Genomic DNA, 20,840 nt, shown 5'->3' with positions numbered 1-20,840 from the left:
TGAAGATTCGTTACAGATAATTACTCGTCTTTAAAAATACCCACATACGTTGGTGATGTATTTGATTTACTCGCACGGTACATACCAGCGGTGTTAAACGGCAAGCTAATGTTACCCTTAGCATCAATAATGATCACACCGCCTGTGCCACCTATAGGCATTAATACATCGTGGATCACTTCGTTACCTGCTTCCACAATGGTTTTACCTTGGTATTTTACGCGAGCACAAATATCAGCTGCCACATTGTAGCGAATAAAGTACTCACCATGCCCTGTCGCAGATACTGCACATGATTCATTTTCAGCAAAGGTACCTGCACCAATCACAGGTGAATCGCCCACACGGCCAAAACGTTTTGCTGTCATACCACCTGTAGAAGTACCTGCAGCGATATTACCGTTTTTATCAAGTGCAACTGCACCGACAGTGCCCATTTTGTAATTAACCGGCAGGGCTTTGTGTGCAGCTTGGTAGTCTTTGCTAGTTACTTTTTGTTTATCGAGCTTTTCTTTTGCTTTTAATAAGGCTTTATAACGGTGCTCAGTATCAAATAGGTTGTTTTCAACCAGCGGCATACCTTGAGTTTTTGCAAACTCTTCAGCACCTTGGCCGCTGAGCATAACATGCACTGATTTTTCCATCACTAAGCGCGCCAAGTTAATTGGGTTTTCAATGTGTTTAACCCCAGCAACAGCTCCTGCTTGGCGTGTACGACCATCCATAATCGATGCGTCAAGCTCATGTGCACCGTCATAAGTATATACAGCACCGCGACCAGCGTTGAAATACGGCGAGTTCTCCAGCACATTAATTGCCGCAGTGATAGCATCTAGGCTCTCACCGCCCTTTTCAAGCACGGCATAGCCTGTTTCAACGGCTTCTTTTAGTTTTGCACGGTAAGCTTTTTCTTGCTCTGGCGTGAAGCGGCTCTTTTCAATCGTTCCTGCACCACCATGAATGGCGATAGCAAAAGGTTGATCACTACTGTAGCTTAAAGTACTAAATGATAATGCGCTTAGCGCAATGGCTGAGGTGAGTAATGTTTTTAACATAGGGGCACTTATATTTATTTTAGTTTGTAAGCCCAATGTGAATAATTCGGCGCTGCATTTCAAGCTTTAACCGACGAAAGAAACAAAAAAAGCGCCAAATGGCGCTTTTTTTCAGCTGTTTAAAATTAAGCTTTAGCTGCTTTTAAACGTGCTAAACGTGCTACTTGATGAGTAGACGTTAAGAAAGAGTAGATAGGTGCTAGGTAGCCACGCTTACGAAGGTCTAAGAACTCTTCATCGCTTAGTGAGTTAAGTTTTTTCTCGTCAACAAGGTAGATACCGTTGATGTCTTTTTTCTCACCTTTGATTTCTACAGTTAGCGTTTGAGCTACTAGTAGTTCTTTGTCTGCAAGGTACTTAGTGAATGCTTCAGTTACCTGAGAGAACTCGATGAAAGAAACAAGTGCTTCTTTACGACGCTTAAGGTATTCAGTTTCTTCACCGTTTTCGAAAAGTGCATTACCTGTTTCTTCGCTTACAAGTGGGCTTGCTTCGTCGATTACGATACCAAATTGGTCAGCTTCTGGGTGCTTAACAAGACCTAGTGGGTAACGAGTCATAGACATAGGTGCAAATGCAGCTGTCCATTTGTCGTCTTGAATGAAAAGGTTCTCGCCTGGCTCTAGACCAAATAAAGCAACTGCTTGGAATTGACCTGATTCGTTGTTTTTAACAAATGCCATTGGGAATTCATTTGCGATGCGTGCAAATTCGTGTGCAACCACAGGTACTAAGTGCTGAGTTTTCATGAACTCAATGTTGATGCCATTTTGAATTTTAGTGTTGGCATGTTTTTCGTTATGTAAAGGCTGTACTTGTTGCTCCGCCATGATACTGCTCCATTAATTTTATAATATGTTTTTGCTGTTAGTGCCCAAAGCCTATAGGTTTTGGCAACAAAAAGGAAGTGAAAATTTTGTGGCAGTTTGTACATTATAAATTAACAAATTTACCTACATTACCAATCAACCCCAAATGATGAAAAAACAAGCTATAAGCAAGTAAATATTATCACGCATAAGCCACTATTTTTGTTAGTATATTCAACAAACACGGAATGACTGAGGCAAATAATGGAAAGCTATCAATTAAATAAAGACTATAAAGTAAGCCAAGTGTTTATTGATGAAATTAATGAGACTGTCATTATTGTTGATGACTTTTTACACAGCCTTGAGCCTATTTATCAATTTGCCACAGATACGGCCTATTTCCAGCCTTTTGGCAGTGATGGAACACTCTACCCCGGTAAGCGAGATGAAATGCCTGCGCCTTACTACAGAGCTTTTGAGCAGCTACTTAACGAGCTTTTAGAGCAAGGGATCATTACAAGCGGTGAAAATAATTTATATCTTCACCGCTGTAAGCTTTCATTAGTTACTCAAAATGCGGATGATTTAAATACCTTGCAGCGTATGCCACATATTGATTCAACGGATGATAAAACATTTGCAGCAGTGCATTATTTGTCTCCTAAAGAATGGGGCGGCACAGGCATATACAAATACCTGCCTGAGAATATTATTAAAGTGACAGCTTATAACCAAAATAGCGTGCATAACATGATTGCTGATACAGAAAAACACAGCGCAACTCATCAAGGCTATTTAAATGAAACAACAGCGCTTTTTGAAAAAGTGGTGGATATTGAAGCCAAGATCAATAGGCTCGTAATTTATAAGAGCAACCTACTGCATAGCGCAGCTCTTTTTAATCACAAAAAGTACAGTAATGATCTAAGCAACAGCCGTTTATCTATCTCTTCGTTTTTTAGAATTAGCTAAGCTGGCTAATACTTTTTTAGCCAGCTCAGTTAATAAAGTTAGTACTTCTGTAAGCCAAATTTCTTTATTTTATCTAACAGTTCTCTGTGCTTAGGTAGCTCGCTTAATAGCTGATTGACGCGCTGCTGTTTAAATTCAGCAACTTGTTGGTTGTTGCTCTGCTTAGATTGCTGTTTGGCAGGTACATAATGCATACCAAACAGTACGTATAAGTAGTTTTCTAAGTCGAACAAATCGAACTTACTGGCAAAGTCTTCTCGTACCGGTGTAAAGCGCTGCCAGCGTGCTAGGTTATTTTTTAGTTTTTCTGATAACTGCTCGGTTTTTTTGTTATCACGCCAAAAGGCTGAATCAGTTCTATCCGAAATACAGTAATGCATTTTTATAAAATCGAACGTTTGTTGCCATACATAATTCACCTGCTGATTATAATCATCAGCAACTAAGTTAATGTCATCTCGGGTACGCGGAAAACGCTTTGCTAATAACCCCGCAGAAAAGTCTGCAATTAAGATGGCAGTTGCTTCAAGTGGCTCAACAAATCCTTGCGACAACCCTATAGCGACACAGTTTTTGTGCCACATTTTTTCTCTGTGCCCTACTTTCATCGGGATCTTTCTTGGCGTTAAGTGCTCAAATTTATTACCTAAATAATGATGCAATTTAGCGTGTGCTTGCTCATCGCTCATATACTTAGATGAATAAACAAACCCCACTCCTCTTCGCTCTGTGAGCGCAATATCCCAGATCCAACCGGCTTGGTGTGCCGTAGCAATAGTGTAAGGCGGTATTTCATCATCGTTTTGTGTCGGTACTTGCAATGTGATTGCAGTATCAGTTAATAAACTATCTGACTTATCAACAAAGCCCACCCCTAGTTTTTGCCCAATAAAGGCAGCCGAAAAACCGGAGCAATCAATAATAAAGTCAAACTCTAAGGCGTTACCTTCTGAGTCGATTAGGTGTGTAATAAAACCTTGCTCATCACAGCTGACATCTTTAATTTCTGCAAACAGGTGTTTTACAGCAAAATGTTGCGTGGCATGGCTTCCTAAGAATGCAGCAAACTTTTTAGCATCAAAATGATAGGCATACCCGTTTATACCTGCATATTGAGGTGTCGCAATTGTTTTCGGTGCTAGGTTATTTTCACAACACGCATGTTGCTTAGAAACAAAGTCTGCGTAATCATTACCGTTACCCTCAGCTAGCCACTGCTGAGTTAACTCCTCACCGAATATATGTGGGTGATCAAATAAATGATGGTAAAAGTTAGCACCATGTTTGTGTTTATCTAGCCAATTTACAAACTTGATTGACTGCTTAAAAGTAACATCACATTCATTGATAAAGTCACTTTCACTGATACCAAACTTTTGCAAAGAGTTGCGCATCGAAGGAACAGTACCTTCACCGACACCTATGCTGGCAATATTAGGAGACTCGATTAACGTGATCTCAATGCCACTTTGCAAAAGCGCATGACCCAAATGGTTAGCGGCTAACCAACCTGCTGTTCCGCCACCAACAATTGCGATTTTTTTTATCATTTTTACTCGCCCACTTTTATACCAATTTGCTTAATTAAATAGTCTATTTTGAGGTAAGAAAACCTCGTTGATAACAAGGCAAAAATTTCGTTATTTAGTTGTTCTAAATCAGAAATTTTTAACGCAGTTAGCGACAGGTTTAATCCCTCAAAATGACTAAGTATTATTGCGAATTGGTATTACTCACAAAAAAGCCCAGTGCGAGCTGGGCTTTCTTAATTTCGTTATCTAAATCAGATTAGAAACGTAGTGATACACCTAGCTTGTAGCGTGCTTCACCTTCAAAGCTCCATGCTGGGTAGCCGTTACGAAGCTCAGGAACTACTTCTGCATCAGAAGGAGCAACACCGATTTGTACGCTGTCTTCTTCAGTTAAGTTAACAGCTTCAAACGTTACGTCAATGTTATCAGTTACGCTGTAGTTAGCACTGAAATCAAGCGTACCGTATGATTGGTGCTCACGGTTACCGTAGAAACCAGGTAGCTCACGGATCATGTACTCTGAACGCCAGTTATAAGCTAAACGTGCTGAGTAAGTATCTGTTTCATAGTAACCCACTAAGTTCACAGTATGCTTAGACGAATCTGAGAATAATGGGATCATATCTGGGTAGTTTTCAGCTTCTGATGGTGCATCTACGAATGTGTAGTTTGCTGAGTAACCAAAGCCACTGTCAAAGCCATCTTGAATTTGTAGCTCGATACCTTCGATTTGGCCACCACTTGCATTAAGCTTAGTAGATAGCGTCCAGTTATCACCTTGAGTATCTGGGTCTACAACACCGATTTGTTGATTCAAGATTTGGCTTGAAGTAACAAATGATGTGATGTCTTTGAAGAAGTAAGTTGCACTTACCATACCGTCACCATCAAAGTACCACTCGATACCTAAATCAGCTTGAGTTGCTTTGAATGGGTTAAGGCCTACGTTACCTTTAGTTAGTACTTCGTTATTTGCTGTACCATCAGCGTAACCTGCAAAAGATGATGCAGAGAACATATCTGTGTAGTTAGGACGTGCAATAACCTGAGCAGCAGAGGTACGTAAAATTACATCTTCAGCTAAATCGAATGCGATATTGATGCTAGGTAATACGTCGTTGTAGCTCGCTTTATCTGTGCTTAGTGAACTTTCGTACTCACCATTTGCAAAACCGTAGTAATCTGATTCTGCATCTGTAGAGATATAACGTAAACCGAAGTTACCGCGGATAGATTCTGCAGAGAACTCAGCCATTGCGTAAACTGCGAAGTTTTCTTCTTCGATTGTACCGTAACCTGAGCGGTATACAGCTGAATCATTATCGAAGCTTGCAATTGCAGCGCGTGCATCAGCTACCATTTTGTCAAAATCTGGCTCAGGTAAAGTGAAACCTGCACCTGATGACATTGTACCTGAGTAGTAAGTCTCACCATCACCACTTGGTAATGTATCAACTAAAGTAGTTGAGTAAGTCTCTTGTTTTACTTCATGGTCAGCCCAACGGAAACCTGTTTTGATTGCTGTGATAGCACCAAAATCAACAGGGAATGAAAGGTCTAACTGTGCGTAAGTTTCTTCATCTGTGTTAGGTTGCTTTTTAAGTGCCCAACCAGCTGGAGATAATGGACCTGCAAAATCTGATGCTTCAAAGTATTTGTTATTGATATCAATTTTGATTACATCACCAGTAGCATCATAAGTACCAGCGTAATCAGATGGAACACCGATGAAGTTACCGTAGTTTGCTGTTAGGTCTGTACCACCTTCTGATTCAGTTGTACCGAAACGACCTTTTAATGTGAAGTTTTCACCTTCGTATTTAAGGCTGAAATCAGCAGTGTCAGATGACATGCTTGCGATACGTGCCCAAGTTTGAGTCCAACCTGGATTTACACCTTCACCAGTACGACGGTAGAAAGTACATGTACCTGATGCATTTGTTTGCTCACAAGCTGCTTCTTTGTCGTCAGGGAACATTACGAAGTTTGAGGTATTTGCATTGTTTGCATCTAACTCAAGGCTCATGATGTTTAAACCTAGCTCTAGGTTTTCTGTAGGACGATACTGGAAAGTTGCATTTAATGCTGTACGCTCACGCTCTTGTTGGAACGTAGTAGGAACAATATCACCCCAACCGATCAGTGATTCGATACCGTTACGTTGGTAGTTTGTTTCAGCCCAAGATACTGAACCTAATAAACCGAATGTTTCTTCGTCATTTTTCCAGCTAAATAAGCCAGAAACTTGAGGGTCTGTTTCTTCAGAGATTGTGCCGTAATCGCCTTTTGCACTTAAGAAAGTTGTACCAGCGTCAAGATCAAGTGGCTTACGAGTGTTAACAATAACAGTACCACCAACACCACCTTCTACAACGTCAGCTTGAGAAGATTTATAAACTTGGATTTCACCAACTAATTCAGGTGGTAAAAGCGTGTAGTTGAAGCTACGGTCGATTGATTGTTGGTCATACCAACCTGTTGATGCAACAGTTTGACCGTTTAAAAGTGTGCGTGTTAATTGGCTTGAAGCACCACGAATAGAAACTTGCTGACCTTGACCGAATTGACGGTTAACAGCAACACCTGAAATACGACCAAGTGCTTCACCTACATCGCCATCAGGAAACTTACCGATGTCTTCTGCAGAAACAGCATCGACAACGCTGTCAGCAAAGCGCTTAGTATTCATTGAAGCTTCAAGTGAACGGCGAATACCGCGAACTTCAATTACTTCAACATCTTCTTGAACTTTAGTTTCTTCTGCTGCGTATGCAGCGCCAGTGAACCCAGCACTCATTACGAGGCCGATATTAACTGCTAATAAGCTTTTCTTAAAATTTTTAGCTAACACAGGATTCCCCTTGAATCATTTTGTTGGTTTTTTATATCACTTCTGCCCAGTGATGATGACAACGCTGTCATCTAGTAACAAACCATACACTCTAAATTACATTTGTGCTACATCTTTTTGGTTAATTTGTGCAAAAAATTTACAACGAAATAATCAAGCTATTGATATAACTAATATTTAATATTGAGTTTTTAAGAATTGTTACAAATAAACGGCGCAAATATAGCATGAGTGATATTGCAGATGAAAAGATCAAAAGGATGAGTTTTTGAAATTTGCTAAAAATTACATGTGTTTTTGTAAGCTTTAGTTTCCACTGGGTATTTATTAACCATAACTAAAAGTTATATAAAACCTGTTATCTAACAATAAATTAGCCTAAAAAACTAACCTATTCCTAAAAGCACGCTGTCATGTACAAATTATTTTTAACTTTTTCTGGGCAGAATGAGTTAAAGGGAATATTGAGAATAACAATCAATAACAATGACAGCGTTGTCATTTTTAATTATATAGAGCCATTTTGTACTTGTCTAACACTTTATCGAGCTATTTAAAAAAGCGTATTTATGCAAAATCATTTGTTAAAGATGAGAATTTAAAACAAAAAAGCGAGCATAATAGCTCGCTTTTGACATTGACTTTAATCAGGCGATTAAGGCGCCCAATAAACTTCAATATTGATATGCGGGTGATTCAATACAGCACGTAAAGGCATGTCAGCAACTGCACCGCCCTCTTTCGCTTGCTTGTAAACAGCGAGTTTTTCTTCACCGCTAATTAAAAGCTTCACTACTTTAGAGTCTGCGATAGCAGCTAAAGTTAACGTCATACGCTCAGTGATTTTACCCGTCACGTCGCTTTCAATGGCGTTAATTGCACATACTAAATCATCTGTCGCAAGACCGTGTTCTAAACCTTCAGCATGAGGGAAAAGAGAAGCCGTATGACCATCTGGACCCATGCCTAAAATTGTCACATCAAAAGGACGCTTTAATGCTTTGTATGCAGCTTCACATTCTGCTACACCATTTTGTGCCGTTAATGCGTCATTTTTCATTGTTACGAAATTAGCTGCAGCGCCATGGTTTTGTAATAGCGTGCTTTTGATAAATGCTTCATTACTTTTTTCATGATCAGCATCAACCCAACGCTCATCAACCATAGCAACATCAATGTTTGCCCAATCAAGTTCAAGGTTCGATAAGTGCTTATAAGCAGGTGCTGGCGATGAGCCACCCGATACCATTAGTACCGCACGACCATCTTCTTTAATACCAGCAACAAGGCTTTGTTCAAGGCTTGAAGAAAGCTCAGCTGTTAATTCGTCTTTGTTTGCAAAGAATTTTTCAACAATTGTTGCCATCTTAATTACGCCTTATCGCCTGTGTTAAACCAAACGTGGTTGTTTTCTTCTAAAAGCTCATCGGCATCTTCAGGGCCCCATGTACCAGCTCGGTATAACGATGGTGCACCTTTTTCTTGCCAACGCTCAATGATTGGGTCAATCCATTTCCATGCTTGACGCACTTCATCACGGTGAATAAACAGTGATGGGTTATTTGCTGCGGCATCTAACATTAAGCGCTTGTAAGCATCTGAATGGAAACCATTACTGTACGCTTGCGATAACTCAATGTTCATGGTTACTGGTTCTAATTGCATCTCAAGGTTATCAAGGCGCTTAGACATCAGTGTTAATTGAATTGTTTCTTCTGGTTGCAGACGAATAACAAGACGATTTGGCTCAATGTTACCTACGTTGTCGGTATAAACGTTGTGAGATACTTTTTTGTATTCAACAACGATTTCAGCACAACGCTTTTTCATACGTTTACCAGTACGAAGGTAGAAAGGAACACCTGCCCAACGCCAGTTATCGATGTGCGCACGAATAGCAACAAAAGTTTCTGTTTTGCTCGCACCTTCGTTTAATTCTTCTAAGTAACCTGGGACGATTTTACCGTCTAAGTTACCTGGTACATACTGACCACGTACAATGTTTGCATCAACATCTTCAGCCACTAACGGACGTAACGACTCAAGTACTTTTAATTTCTCAGTACGGATGCTGTTCGCGTTTAATTTGTTTGGTGATTCCATTGCCACTAAGCAAAGTAATTGTAACAAGTGGTTTTGTACCATATCGCGTAATGCACCCGCTTTATCGTAGAAACCAGCGCGGCTTTCTAGGCCCACTGTTTCTGATAAGCTAATTTGGATGTTATCGATTGATTTTGCATCCCACAGGTTTTCAAACAGTGAGTTTGAAAAACGCAGTGCCATTAAGTTTTGTACTGTTTCTTTACCTAAGTAATGGTCAATACGGAATACTTGCTCTTCTTTGAAGTATTCAGCAATTTTTGCATTGATTGCTTCAGCAGACTCACCACAGTAACCAATCGGTTTTTCAACAACAACACGTGACGTTTCTGTGATCAGACCTTTCTTAGATAAGATTTCACAACAGCTACCGTACACTGCAGGTGGTAATGAAAGGTAAAAAACACGAGACTTATCAGCATCGTGTTCATCAAGGATATCTTTTAGTTTATCCCAGTCGTCATCAGCTTCAGTTACATTCGTTACAACTGGCACAAGATAAGCTGAAAATGCTTTCCAATCTTTTGCGTTGTACTCACCTTTACCTAAAAAGTCTTGTAACGCTTTATGTGCTGTTTCGATGTATTCTTTACGTTTGCTTTCTTCACGTACCGTAGGAAGGATACGAGAACCTTGAGGAAGGTTGCCCTCTTGATAAGCGCGATACATTGCAGGAAGTAACTTACGTAACGCAAGATCACCGCCGCCCCCAAAAATTACGATATCAAATGGATTTAACATATATCACTCTCTACATTGGCAATGCCATGTTAATCGACTCATGCAGTATGGCAGTGCGTGTTGTTATCTGGTTGATTGGCTGTGTTAGATGATCCCTTTAACAAAGCCTGTTGAATTTGTTGTAAGTAGTTTACTCATTATTCTTATGTTGGCTGAAGTAAATGAGTCTTAGGGGCTCTGTAAATCCTCTCACAAAAATACAGGCCCTAAGAACTCCAGCGCTACCCGTTCAAAGGTATTCGGTTTGCAGCTGTTGCTGCGAATCTATTACTGCTTACGATGTGTTTTATAGTAAGCGATCAGTCCGTTGGTTGAGCTATCGTGTGGATGACTTACTTCGTCATCAAATAATTCAGCTTCAATTTTAGAGGCAAGTCCCTTACCTAGCTCTACACCCCATTGGTCAAATGAACAGATTTCTAAGATAATGCCTTGGCAGAAGATCTTGTGCTCATAAAGCGCAATTAAACGTCCTACCGTTTTCGCATCAACTTTATCTAACAACATTGACGTTGTTGGGCGATTGCCTTGGTGAATCTTATGATTCAATAATTCTGCAATTTCTGCTTCAGATTTACCTTTTGCGGTTAAATCTGCAGTTACTTGCTCTGCATCAACACCGGCCATCATTGCTTCGGTTTGTGCAAAGAAGTTTGATAATAAAATATCATGGTGCTTACCAACATTGACTTGCGGCTCAATTGAGGCAATAAAGTCAGCAGGTACGATTACATTACCTTGGTGCAGACATTGGTAAAAAGCATGTTGGCCATTAATACCTGTCATACCCCAAATAATTGGAACCGTCGTGTAAGGAACCGTTTCACCAGCAAAGGTAACGTGTTTACCGTTACTTTCCATCTCACCTTGCTGTAAATACGCAGGTAACATGTGTAGTGCTTGGTCATACGGTAAAATAGCTTGTGCCGTATAACCTAAAAAGCTAGTGTTCCAAACACTTAAAAGCGCCATTAACAATGGTACGTTATTTTCAAATTCAGCATTTTTAAAATGCTCATCAATTTCAAACGCACCTTCTAGGATCTCTTCGAACGCGTCGAAGCCTAGGTACAGGGCGATTGGTAATCCTATCGCACTCCATAAAGAAAAGCGACCGCCTACCCAATCCCACATTGTGAATACGTTTTCATCAGCGATACCAAAGGCCGCTGTTTTTTCTAAATTGGTGCTTACAGCTACAAAGTGCTTAGCAATATGTTCTTGCGCTTGTGCTGTTTGTAAAAACCACTCAACAGCCGATTTAGCGTTAGTCATGGTTTCTGAGGTTGTAAATGTTTTAGATGAGATAACAAATAATGTTGTCTCAACATCTAAACCTTGTAAAACAGATGCAATTTGAACACCATCAACATTTGATACATAGTGAACATTTAATGTGTCGTCAGCATAAGCAGCAAGTGCTTCGGTTGCCATTTGCGGACCAAGGTTTGAACCACCTACACCAATAGCAACAACATCTTTTACAGCTTTACCTGTGTAGCCTAGCCACTCGCCACTGCGTACTTTGCCAACAAAGGCTTTCATTTTAGCAAGCTCAGCGTTAACAGCGTCTGTTACGTTTTCACCATCAACCATTACAGCTGTGTTAGCGCGGTTACGTAAAGCAGTATGAAGTACAGCACGGTCTTCAGTAATGTTAATTTTCTCACCACTGAACATCTTGTCGCGCCATGCGCTGATATCGCACTCTTTCGCTAAAGCAATTAATTTTTCAAAAACAGTTTTATCAATTTGTTGTTTTGAGTAATCGAATAATACACCTGGGATCTGAGCAGAGAATTGCTCGAAACGCGTGCTATCTTTGGCAAATAAATCTTTAAGATGAATTTGTTTCATCTTCTTGGCACTTTCAGATAGTGCTTGCCAACTAGCTAATTGCGAACGGCTGCTCATATATATAATCCCCTCAAAACTTGCAACAAACTGATTTTTAACTATCTTTTTATTAATGTTGAATAAAGACAGCAATTAAAAATACGATGAAAATTAACACTAAGTTAAAATGACAACGCTGTCAATGTTCTACTTTTACATTTTATAGTCGAGATAATAGCGCAATTTTTCTCTTTTGACACCGGTATCATAAAAATTATCTCAATTATTTTACTGCTAATTTGGTAGAACATTAGATACACTAACTAACTTATATTAAATATTAATGTACCTATTAAGAAAAAGCGCTCTGGTGAACACTTTTCGATATTATTATAATACAAATATAACTAACTATAAAGTAACAGTATGAAAGTAACCATAAATGATGTAGCCAAGCTCGCTGGTGTTTCAATGAAAACCGTTTCGCGAGTAATTAATAAAGAGCCATCGGTCAGAAAAAAAACGTACGACATAGTGATGGACGCTGTTAACACGTTGAACTATCAACCAAACCTTGCAGCTCGTAACCTAGCAGGCACATCGTCTTTTACTGTTGGTTTAGTTTATGACAACCCGAATGCTTATTATGTCATCGATATGCAAAATGGTGTGTTGTCGCGCTGTAAAGAAGAAGGCTATGAGCTGGTGATTCATCCATGTAACTACCTTGATGGCAACATGGAAGAAGACTTTAAAACCATGATCAAGCGCTCTCGCTTAGCAGGCCTTGTATTAACGCCACCGCTGTCAGAGCAAAATAGCATTATCGATATGCTAGATGAAATGGGCATTCATTATGTACGCGTACTCTCTGGTCGCCCTACAGAAGAAGACCAAGACACTTGTATCTATGTGAACGACTACGCCGCTGCGTACGAAATTACTTCTCACCTACTCTCGCTAGGCCATAAGAATATTGGTTTTTTATGTGGTGACAAAGAGCATAAATCAACAACTGAACGCTTAGAGGGTTATCAGGCCGCATTAAAAGATCACAGCATCTCGATGAATGATGAGCTGATCTATGAAGGCCAGTATTCTTTTGAATCAGGTGTAGAAGGTGCAAAAGCATTGCTGGGTGAAAATAACCCGAAAAACATCACTGCCCTTCTTGGCGGTAACGATGAAATGGCAGCAGGCGCGTTATTCGCCTCACGCTTAATGGGGATCGAAATTCCACAGCAGTTATCAATTACCGGCTTCGAGGACTCACCGTTCTCGCGTCAGACTTGGCCTAAACTCACTACAGCTCATCAGGCGAATGATGTGATTTCGCAGCATGCAGCGCGTTTACTGTTTAGAAAAACCCGTGGTGCACGTAATCAAGATAAAGACATCATCACGACCTTTACCCCTTCATTAGTGGTACGGGAAAGCTCAGGCCCTACAACGGCCTAGTTTATACAAGTTACGAAAAAGCCGCTCTATAGCGGCTTTTTTAATGACTGAATTGGTATTACTTATTAAAGCAATGCTAAACCGCCATTTAAGTTATAAACGTTTTCAAACCCTAACTGCGACAGATTGTTTGCCGCTTGTTTTGAACGATTACCACTTCGGCAAACCAAAATATAACTATGGTCTTTCTCAAGCTGCCCTTGCACGATGGCGTTTGCCATACGACTGAGTGGAATATTGATCACTTTGCTATCAGCAACTGTGAATATTTCAGCCAAATTATTCGCACCATGCTCATACGGTTCACGAGTATCAATTAAGTAAGTGGCTTTATCGTTTAGCATTACTTTAGCATCACTTGCAGCAAGCTGTTTCATTGGCGCACTTTCAAGTGTTTCAACATAGCCACAAAGAGAATGACTTACAGTATGCTTTTGCTCATCCGCTTTTTGCTTTAATTCAACAAACTCATCATCTGATACTTGTTCACTTAATAGTTTTGCTAATAACGGCGTCGTTGCCTTTTGAGCATGCCAATCCATAGCAAAACATTGCTGATAATCATGCCCTGAACAAATTACCGTAGAATCTTGCACTGCCATAGCAAGCTGTTTTAATGATTGAGCCATTTTCGCAGCATCGCCACCGCTAATTGCTGTGTTACCTAAGCCACCTGGTAAGATTAAATCACCACAGAAGCAATAGCTGATATCACCGCTTTGTGTATCTGACAATAAATAGCTAACACTATCGTCACTATGACCCGGTGTCGCTACTTTAGTTAAGCGTGCATCGCTTAATTCGATGGTTGCTGAATCTTTAGGCCAGCCAAGTTCATCTATTTCATTAGCAACAAAACGTTCTGCGAGCTCTTTTGATAATAAACAACGAGCCGATAAACGCTCTTGGTGATTATGGGTATCTAAAATCGCTTTTACTGTTAAACCTTGTGTTGCGACAATTTTCGCCATACGCGGAATAAGCTCGATAATAGGATCAATCACCACTGCGTTTTTATCGCTGTCTACATATAGCCAACAGCACGCTGCTTGATGACGTAGCTGTGTTAAGCCAATCGCACAAACTTCGTGTTGAGGCGATGTACTATCAGACACAACAAGACAATTTGCCTCTAGAATCGGTTTTAGTGAACGAATTTTATCGCAAGCAAAGTCAATCTCTTGCTGATTCACAGCAGGGCCAAACGACATACGTATCGCGTTTTCACTTTGCCAATCACTGGCTCCCATCGCATCTAAAACAAAGCTACGATTTGCACCTGAGCTACATGCAGAGCCGCCACTCACACGGATACCCGCCGCATCAAATAAATCCATCACTTCTTTACTGGTTAATTCGTTAACTGCAAAGTTTAATGTTGTTGGCACTGAATGCTCAAAACTGTGATTAAACGTGATGCTGCCAAAGGTGTCTGTTAATGCAGCTAATAATTGCTCGCGAAAAGCATGTAGCTGCTCAATTGGCTTGAATGTTTGGTTTTGTTTATCAAGTAATAACGAGAACAACTTATTCAAGCCAGCAATGCCTGGTAAGTTTTCGGTGCCTGAACGCATACCACTTTCTTGGCCGCCACCAGCAATAAATGGTGTATACGCACTGCCTTTACGAATATAAAGTACACCAATACCTTTAGGGGCATACAATTTATGGCCAGAGAATGGAGCATAATCAATGGTTGTTTGGCTTAGCGCTAAGTTGGTTTTACCTAATGCCTGCACGCAGTCAACCATCCAAGCCACATGGGTATTTTCACTACGAATGACTTGCTCAATAGCGCTTAAATCTTGGAATACACCGGTTTCGTTGTTTACTGCCATGGTACAAATCATCAGTGCATTCGCAGCATGTTTGCGAATAAACTCGTGGTCTAAAATACCGTTTTTATCTACTGGAATAGCTAATACCTGTGCGTTGATATCAAGCACGCTGTTCCAATGTTTTAGGGTATTTGGCACCGCTTTATGCTCTGTTGCCCCATAAAGTAATACCGGATTCTCGATTTGATGATTTTTCGCAGCAATAAGCGTAGAAACAACCGCTGTTTGAATACCTTCTGTTGCACCTGAAGTAAATAAAATATCGCCGTCAGTTGCGCCAATGACTTCACGTGCTTTGTTACGCGTTTGTTCTAATAAGTGTTTTGCTTGAATACCCGTAATATGAGAGCTTGATGGATTACCAAAACAGACTTGCATCGTGTGCGAAACCACATCGGCAATTTCAGGAAGTACAGGAGTCGTTGCATTCGCATCTAAATAAATTTGCTGATTAGCATCGTCAGGAAGGTAAAAATTTGCCATGTAAAACGCACCATATTACTAAAAGATATATCTTATAACCTATTTTACATTTTTCACGGCTAAATTATAATAATCAATTAGTCAGTAAAGTGCGTTTTCTATACTTTTTAAGACTAAGCTAACCTTCTATTAGCTCAACCTGCTTAGAAGACCAGGCATTTATAAGCGCTTTTACTAATGAAGCCAGCGGTATTGCAAAGAACACGCCCCAAAACCCCCATAAACCACCAAAAAACAATACCGCAACGATGATAAACACTGGGTTTAAATCGACCGCTTCAGAGAACAGTAACGGCACTAACACATTGCCATCAAGTGCTTGGATCACGCCATAGATAATTAATATGGTCCAAAATTGTGTTTCTAAACCAAATTGGAATAACGCCACCGCAGCGACAGGAATGGTCACCAAAGCAGCCCCAACAAATGGAATAAGCACCGATAAGCCAACCAACACTCCGAGTAAAGCCGCATAGCGAAGATCAAGTACTGCAAAAGCAATAAATGATGCTGTACCAACAATTAAAATTTCAAATACCTTACCGCGGATATAATTCATGATTTGTTGATTCATTTCTTGCCAAACTTGAATGATCAAGCGGCGCTGCTTAGGCAATAAGCGTTCGGCACTTTGTGTGAGTTCTAATTTATCTTTAAGCATAAAGAACACCAGGAGCGGCACTAAGATCAGATAAATCAGCCAAGCTGCCACATCTTTTATCGAGGTAAGTGACACCGATAGCACCAACTGACCAAACTCAATAGCTTTGGTCTCTACACTGGTAACAATTGATTTAACCTGATCTTCAGTAATCAAACTTGGGTAATCTTCAGGAAGATGTAAAAGCAGCGCTTTACCTTTTTCAATCATGTAAGGGGTTTCTTGAACTAGGTTACTGGTTTGCTGCCAAAGCACAGGCCCCATGCCGACAATAATCATAATCATCAAGCCACTGAATACCAACATAACAAGAATCGTTGCGGTAAACCTCTTTAAACCCAGCTTTTCTAAGTGAGCAACAGGCCAATCAAGTAAATAGGCAATCACCAAGGCAACTAAAACTGGCACGATTAACGAGCCAAAAAAGTAGAAAAATGCAAAGGTTGCAATAAGCAGTAACAACAAGGTTACTGAATGGGGATCAGAAAATTTATTTTCGTACCAGGCTTTTACATACTCAAACACGAATGGGCTCCACAGTTAGTACACCTAATTCTAGGTCAATTTTAAAATGGTAATGATGTTTTTCTAAAAATCGCTGCATATCGTCCGTTGCCTCAGCAGCATTAAATGTAAAAGTCACGGGTTGTTTAATTGATGTTGCCTTATTCAACCCTAATTTAAACTGAATAAATTGTTGAGGGCACTTATAGCCTCTTAAATCAACCGTTAACATAGCGAATCAACTGCGTTATTAATATGAATAATAAGTATAAGGTGTAGGCCGTTTGCGAAAATAAGTCTTTATAACGAGAAACAACTCATTTTTTTCTTAAAACACGCAAAACAATAGTTTATCCTTAATCTATAACTGGTAGTAAAGGAAACTCCATGCCTGGCTCGCATAATAAAGCGCAATTACCTGCGAATCCAACTCTTAAAGAGATAAACTGGTATAAAAAACAAATAAACTGGGGCGAGCTACCGCCTTTTTATCATATGGTGGCATCATCGGTTAGCGAATCTGAAGGGATTTTAGACCACGGTTTTGATAATGCCGTTAAACAATTAATTGATCCACGCAACTGGAACCTTGATTTATTAGGTGGTCATGAAACCGACTTGGGCGAAATTGTCTGTAAGCAAAAACCGCGCATTGCTTTGCATCAAAGCTTTACGGACCGAGGTTTCGAATTATGGGCCTACCCTTATGCTAAAGATGTTATTGTAGACCAATACATCAAAGACAATCGCTTTATGGAATTTAAGGTGTGGGACCCGCACACCATGAAAAACCTTATTCGCTTTAACCAGCTTCATAAATTCATCGCTTTTTACTTTGAAAGAGGCGATAAAGCTGACAAAGCCTTAATTCTTCATGCCCATAAAGTAGCGCATAAAATCATAACTTTTTTACAACGAGAGTTGAACGTTGTTAAGCTAGATGGAGTCACAATAAAAGATTTCTATCAATTGTGCGAAAAAGACAGCCGAGCATGCAGCGACGAAATAGACTTAGCAAAAGTCATGTTAGGTGAGCAAATCAACAAGGAATAAGATGCGACTAAAATCAGCCTTTATTACACTGTGCAGTGCATTGCTGACATTTTCAATATTGCATAGTGAGCCGTTGAAGGCACAAACAAACTTTAAGCTGCCCGATTTAGGGACCTCAGCTTTACAAGCTTTGCCGATTGAAAAAGAGCAAGCGATCGGTGAAGTGATGATGATGCAAATTCGTGGCTCATCACCCGTTGTAAGTGATCCTGTTCTTGATGAGTACCTGACCACTTTGGGCCGTCGTTTAGTCGCAAACGCCAACGATGTCCGTTTTCCATTTTCATTTTTCTGGTTAAACAACGCTGAAATTAATGCCTTTGCCTTTTATGGTGGCCATGTAGGTGTGCATACAGGTCTTATCGCACAAGCCGATAACGAAAGCCAATTTGCCTCAGTACTAGGGCACGAGATTGCTCACGTAACGCAGCGCCATTTAGCCCGTCGTATTCAACAGCAGCAAGATAACAGCGCGTTAACTATCGCTGGTATGATTGCAGGTATTTTAGCAACCGTTGTTGCACCTGATGCCGGCATAGCCATTATCTCAGCAAACCAAACACAAGCGGCATTTAGTCAATTAACTCATAGCCGTGCTGCTGAACAAGAGGCTGACCGTATTGGTATGCAGACCTTAAACAATGCAGGGTTTGATCCTCGCCAATCGAGCGAGTTTTTAACTAAACTTGCTGCACAAATTCGCTACAAATATAAGCCGCCAGCCTTTTTGCTCACTCACCCATTGCCTGAAAGCCGTGTCTCTGATGTACGCTTACGTGCCGAGCAGTATCCAAAAAAACACTACTCCGACAGCCTAGAGTTTAACCTAGCTAAGAGCCGTGTTATTGCTCGCTATCAGCAAAAGTCAAAAGCCGCGGAAGATTTATTTCGTAAATTAATGCGTGAAAACACCGTTCATAACGACACTGCACTTAAATATGGTTTGGGTATTAGCTTGTTGGACCAAAAAAAGCTTGATGAAGCAGCTAGCATTTTGAATCCATTGCTTGAGCAAGCTCCAAAGAACTTATTTTATATTGATACCCACACCGACTTACTCATTGCGCAAGGTAAAGCGAATGAAGCAGTAGAGTTTTTAGCTAAGCTAGATATCGATAGACCTAACAATCAGGTGATTGCATTAAACTTTGCAAATGCCGCTATTGAAGCTAAACAATTTGAGCTTGCTGAACGTATCTTAAAATCTTATTTATTAGCAAAACCTGAGAACAATCTTGCCAAAGAGCTCATTGCTGATGTCTATAAAAAGCAAGAAAATATGGCTTCCTACCATGAAGCGCATGCCGATGTGCTTGCCCAATATGGCGCTTATTTAAAAGCTGCTGATGAAATTCAAAAAGCACTAAACTTTGTTGAGCCTGAAGAGCTAGTTAAACAACAACGTTTAAAAGCCCTACTTACACAATACCGTCAATTACAAAAAGAGCTTGCGAGACTTTAAGTCTCGCGGCGCTTGCCCTAAAATAAGCCAAATTATTAAATGTGAGAACACACCATGTCTGTGACTATTTATCATAATCCACGTTGTTCAAAATCGCGTGAAACACTTGCCCTATTAGAAAGCAATAACGTACAGCCAAGTGTTATTGAATACCTAAAAACACCGCTTAATGAACAACAAATCTCGACTTTAGTTAGCCAACTGGGCTTCACTTCAGCGCGTGAGTTAATGCGTACTAAAGAAGACATCTACAAAGAGCTTGAGCTTAAAAACGAACAAAACGAAGACAAATTAATTGCTGCAATGGCTGCCAACCCAAAACTAATCGAGCGCCCAATTGTTGAAAATAACGGCAAAGCTGCTCTAGGTCGTCCACCAGAAAACGTATTAAGCGTACTTTAATGGCTATAAACATTGTTGTGCTATACCACTCAAGCCATGGCTCTGTAGAAGCAATGGCTCATGAGATAGCCGAGTCGATTGAGCAACAAGGTGCAACTGCCTTATTGCGTACCTTTGTTAAGCGCCAGCCACACGATATTGTGATCAGCAAAGATGATCTAATTAATTGTGATGGATTAGCCTTTGGCACCCCTACCCGATTTGGCATGATGGCCTCACAAGCTAAGAGCTTTTGGGAAACCACCAGTGATCTATGGCTCAAAGGTCAGCTAATAGATAAACCTGCTTGCGTTTTTTCGTCATCAAGCAGTATGCATGGTGGTAACGAAGCCACCTTGTTGAATCTATCACTGCCGTTGTTACATCACGGCATGATGTTGCTTGGCGTGCCTTATGAGGTACCTGAGTTATTAGCAACTGAAACCGGTGGTACACCATACGGTGCGACTCATGTGGCCGGTAGCAATAACAGCAATGTGTTAAGTAAAGACGAAATTAAAATTTGCCAAAGTGTTGGAAAACGCTTGGCACTGATTGCGAGTAAATTACAATGAGCTTGGAACCTAAGCTAAATCAGCCTGTTGCCAAAAAGCCAATTACAAAACGATTCCAACGTTTTGCGCTGATTGGCTATATCGGCTTATTAGTTTTAATGCCAATTTGGCTGTTTTTAATTGCCCCAAGAGAAGGCCACAGTAACGCCTTTATCTTTGTTGTTTATATACTGCCTCTACTGTTACCACTTAAGGGCATCATTCAAGATAAACCTTACACCTACGCGTGGGCGAACTTTATCGTGATGTTCTATTTTATTCATGGTTTTACATTACTATGGGTCGCACAAGAGCAGCTGATTTGGGTATTACTTGAGTTACTCTTTGCCAGTCTGATGTTTATTGGCTGCACCTATTATGCTCGCCATCGCGGACAAGAGCTTGGCCTTAAGATACGCAAATTAAAAGAAGAGCTGGCCGAAGAAAAAGCCGCTCATGAACACGATAAATAATACCGATTCGTTTATCAAAAAATGAAACAAAAAACGGCAACCTAGGTTGCCGTTTTTTTATGCCACTTTAT

At 40.3% G+C, this 20,840-nt stretch carries 17 protein-coding genes; 7 read left to right on the top strand and 10 right to left on the bottom strand.

The genetic code is table 11. The features are described 5' to 3' along the window. Positions 1–20 precede the first annotated feature (20 nt). A complete protein-coding gene (locus VRK28_RS14115; protein ID WP_063528531.1) occupies positions 21–1,055 on the bottom strand; it encodes an isoaspartyl peptidase/L-asparaginase family protein in 1,035 nt (344 codons plus the stop codon). Between the two features lie 125 nt (positions 1,056–1,180). Next, positions 1,181–1,885 (bottom strand): SapC family protein, encoded by a 705-nt coding sequence (locus VRK28_RS14110; protein ID WP_062566951.1) that lies wholly within the window; start codon positions 1,883–1,885, stop codon positions 1,181–1,183. Positions 1,886–2,128: 243 nt separating this feature from the next. Between VRK28_RS14110 and VRK28_RS14105 the strand changes: the two genes are divergently transcribed. Then, positions 2,129–2,839: a DUF6445 family protein gene (locus VRK28_RS14105; RefSeq protein WP_063530410.1), complete on the top strand. Its 711-nt coding sequence runs from the start codon at positions 2,129–2,131 to the stop codon at positions 2,837–2,839. A gap of 38 nt (positions 2,840–2,877) precedes the next feature. Here the strand turns inward: VRK28_RS14105 and VRK28_RS14100 are convergent, their stop codons facing one another. The 5 genes from VRK28_RS14100 to pgi form a co-directional block, all read right to left on the bottom strand. Further along, positions 2,878–4,389, bottom strand: coding sequence for a tryptophan halogenase family protein (locus VRK28_RS14100; protein WP_130166739.1), 1,512 nt, complete (start codon positions 4,387–4,389; stop codon positions 2,878–2,880). Positions 4,390–4,627: 238 nt separating this feature from the next. Beyond that, entirely contained in the window at positions 4,628–7,168 is a 2,541-nt protein-coding gene (locus VRK28_RS14095; RefSeq protein ID WP_062566983.1) for a TonB-dependent receptor, read from the bottom strand. Between the two features lie 709 nt (positions 7,169–7,877). Then, positions 7,878–8,588, bottom strand: a complete 711-nt coding sequence (gene pgl / locus VRK28_RS14090) for a 6-phosphogluconolactonase (RefSeq protein WP_058586230.1) — start codon at positions 8,586–8,588, stop codon at positions 7,878–7,880. Positions 8,589–8,593: 5 nt separating this feature from the next. Continuing rightward, a complete protein-coding gene (zwf, locus tag VRK28_RS14085) occupies positions 8,594–10,066 on the bottom strand; it encodes a glucose-6-phosphate dehydrogenase (protein ID WP_054563610.1) in 1,473 nt (490 codons plus the stop codon). Positions 10,067–10,333: 267 nt separating this feature from the next. Beyond that, the gene (pgi, locus tag VRK28_RS14080; protein WP_130166738.1) at positions 10,334–11,980 is read right to left on the bottom strand and encodes a glucose-6-phosphate isomerase; all 1,647 of its coding nucleotides are present in this window, start codon (positions 11,978–11,980) and stop codon (positions 10,334–10,336) included. A gap of 348 nt (positions 11,981–12,328) precedes the next feature. Between pgi and VRK28_RS14075 the strand changes: the two genes are divergently transcribed. Further along, entirely contained in the window at positions 12,329–13,360 is a 1,032-nt protein-coding gene (locus VRK28_RS14075) for a LacI family DNA-binding transcriptional regulator (RefSeq protein ID WP_054563608.1), read from the top strand. 65 nt (positions 13,361–13,425) lie between these two features. Here the strand turns inward: VRK28_RS14075 and VRK28_RS14070 are convergent, their stop codons facing one another. The 3 genes from VRK28_RS14070 to VRK28_RS14060 all read right to left on the bottom strand — a co-directional run bounded on the left by VRK28_RS14070 (position 13,426) and on the right by VRK28_RS14060 (position 17,078). Continuing rightward, positions 13,426–15,681, bottom strand: coding sequence for an aminotransferase class V-fold PLP-dependent enzyme (locus VRK28_RS14070; protein WP_130166737.1), 2,256 nt, complete (start codon positions 15,679–15,681; stop codon positions 13,426–13,428). 118 nt (positions 15,682–15,799) lie between these two features. Beyond that, a complete protein-coding gene (locus tag VRK28_RS14065; protein ID WP_062566945.1) occupies positions 15,800–16,867 on the bottom strand; it encodes an AI-2E family transporter in 1,068 nt (355 codons plus the stop codon). Then, on the bottom strand, positions 16,860–17,078 hold the full coding sequence (locus VRK28_RS14060; RefSeq protein WP_054563605.1) for a hypothetical protein: 219 nt from the start codon (positions 17,076–17,078) through the stop codon (positions 16,860–16,862). The genes VRK28_RS14065 and VRK28_RS14060 overlap by 8 nt, the downstream gene beginning before the upstream one ends. Positions 17,079–17,233: 155 nt before the next feature. Here VRK28_RS14060 and VRK28_RS14055 point away from each other — a divergent pair, with 155 nt between their 5' ends. Genes VRK28_RS14055 through VRK28_RS14035 form a run of 5 tightly spaced genes read left to right on the top strand, consistent with a single transcriptional unit; the run spans position 17,234 to position 20,769 of the window. Further along, on the top strand, positions 17,234–17,899 hold the full coding sequence (locus VRK28_RS14055; protein ID WP_130166736.1) for a hypothetical protein: 666 nt from the start codon (positions 17,234–17,236) through the stop codon (positions 17,897–17,899). Between the two features lies 1 nt (position 17,900). Further along, positions 17,901–19,361, top strand: a complete 1,461-nt coding sequence (locus VRK28_RS14050; protein ID WP_130166735.1) for a M48 family metalloprotease — start codon at positions 17,901–17,903, stop codon at positions 19,359–19,361. A 54-nt stretch (positions 19,362–19,415) separates the two neighbouring features. After that, positions 19,416–19,763 carry an arsenate reductase (glutaredoxin) gene (arsC, locus tag VRK28_RS14045; RefSeq protein ID WP_062566941.1) on the top strand — a complete coding sequence of 116 codons (348 nt, stop codon included), beginning with the start codon at positions 19,416–19,418 and terminating at the stop codon, positions 19,761–19,763. Beyond that, a complete protein-coding gene (gene wrbA / locus VRK28_RS14040) occupies positions 19,763–20,317 on the top strand; it encodes an NAD(P)H:quinone oxidoreductase (RefSeq protein ID WP_063528399.1) in 555 nt (184 codons plus the stop codon). The genes arsC and wrbA overlap by 1 nt, the downstream gene beginning before the upstream one ends. After that, positions 20,314–20,769, top strand: coding sequence for a DUF2069 domain-containing protein (locus VRK28_RS14035; RefSeq protein ID WP_063528400.1), 456 nt, complete (start codon positions 20,314–20,316; stop codon positions 20,767–20,769). Before wrbA ends, VRK28_RS14035 begins: the two co-directional genes overlap by 4 nt. Positions 20,770–20,840 lie beyond the last annotated feature (71 nt).

The organism is Pseudoalteromonas sp. P80D2 (assembly GCF_036680945.1).
Lineage (GTDB): Bacteria > Pseudomonadota > Gammaproteobacteria > Enterobacterales > Alteromonadaceae > Pseudoalteromonas > Pseudoalteromonas shioyasakiensis.
This window is presented reverse-complemented; position numbering and strand designations above follow the sequence as displayed.

What these genes read in the sequence shown, in the direction of transcription:
- VRK28_RS14115 (WP_063528531.1), bottom strand. Translation starts at nt 1,055, where the DNA reads ATGTTAAAAACATTACTCACCTCAGCCATTGCGCTAAGCGCATTATCA.
- VRK28_RS14110 (WP_062566951.1), bottom strand. Translation starts at nt 1,885, where the DNA reads ATGGCGGAGCAACAAGTACAGCCTTTACATAACGAAAAACATGCCAAC.
- VRK28_RS14105 (WP_063530410.1), top strand. Translation starts at nt 2,129, where the DNA reads ATGGAAAGCTATCAATTAAATAAAGACTATAAAGTAAGCCAAGTGTTT.
- VRK28_RS14100 (WP_130166739.1), bottom strand. Translation starts at nt 4,389, where the DNA reads ATGATAAAAAAAATCGCAATTGTTGGTGGCGGAACAGCAGGTTGGTTA.
- VRK28_RS14095 (WP_062566983.1), bottom strand. Translation starts at nt 7,168, where the DNA reads ATGAGTGCTGGGTTCACTGGCGCTGCATACGCAGCAGAAGAAACTAAA.
- pgl (WP_058586230.1), bottom strand. Translation starts at nt 8,588, where the DNA reads ATGGCAACAATTGTTGAAAAATTCTTTGCAAACAAAGACGAATTAACA.
- zwf (WP_054563610.1), bottom strand. Translation starts at nt 10,066, where the DNA reads ATGTTAAATCCATTTGATATCGTAATTTTTGGGGGCGGCGGTGATCTT.
- pgi (WP_130166738.1), bottom strand. Translation starts at nt 11,980, where the DNA reads ATGAGCAGCCGTTCGCAATTAGCTAGTTGGCAAGCACTATCTGAAAGT.
- VRK28_RS14075 (WP_054563608.1), top strand. Translation starts at nt 12,329, where the DNA reads ATGAAAGTAACCATAAATGATGTAGCCAAGCTCGCTGGTGTTTCAATG.
- VRK28_RS14070 (WP_130166737.1), bottom strand. Translation starts at nt 15,681, where the DNA reads ATGGCAAATTTTTACCTTCCTGACGATGCTAATCAGCAAATTTATTTA.
- VRK28_RS14060 (WP_054563605.1), bottom strand. Translation starts at nt 17,078, where the DNA reads ATGTTAACGGTTGATTTAAGAGGCTATAAGTGCCCTCAACAATTTATT.
- VRK28_RS14055 (WP_130166736.1), top strand. Translation starts at nt 17,234, where the DNA reads ATGCCTGGCTCGCATAATAAAGCGCAATTACCTGCGAATCCAACTCTT.
- VRK28_RS14050 (WP_130166735.1), top strand. Translation starts at nt 17,901, where the DNA reads ATGCGACTAAAATCAGCCTTTATTACACTGTGCAGTGCATTGCTGACA.
- arsC (WP_062566941.1), top strand. Translation starts at nt 19,416, where the DNA reads ATGTCTGTGACTATTTATCATAATCCACGTTGTTCAAAATCGCGTGAA.
- wrbA (WP_063528399.1), top strand. Translation starts at nt 19,763, where the DNA reads ATGGCTATAAACATTGTTGTGCTATACCACTCAAGCCATGGCTCTGTA.
- VRK28_RS14035 (WP_063528400.1), top strand. Translation starts at nt 20,314, where the DNA reads ATGAGCTTGGAACCTAAGCTAAATCAGCCTGTTGCCAAAAAGCCAATT.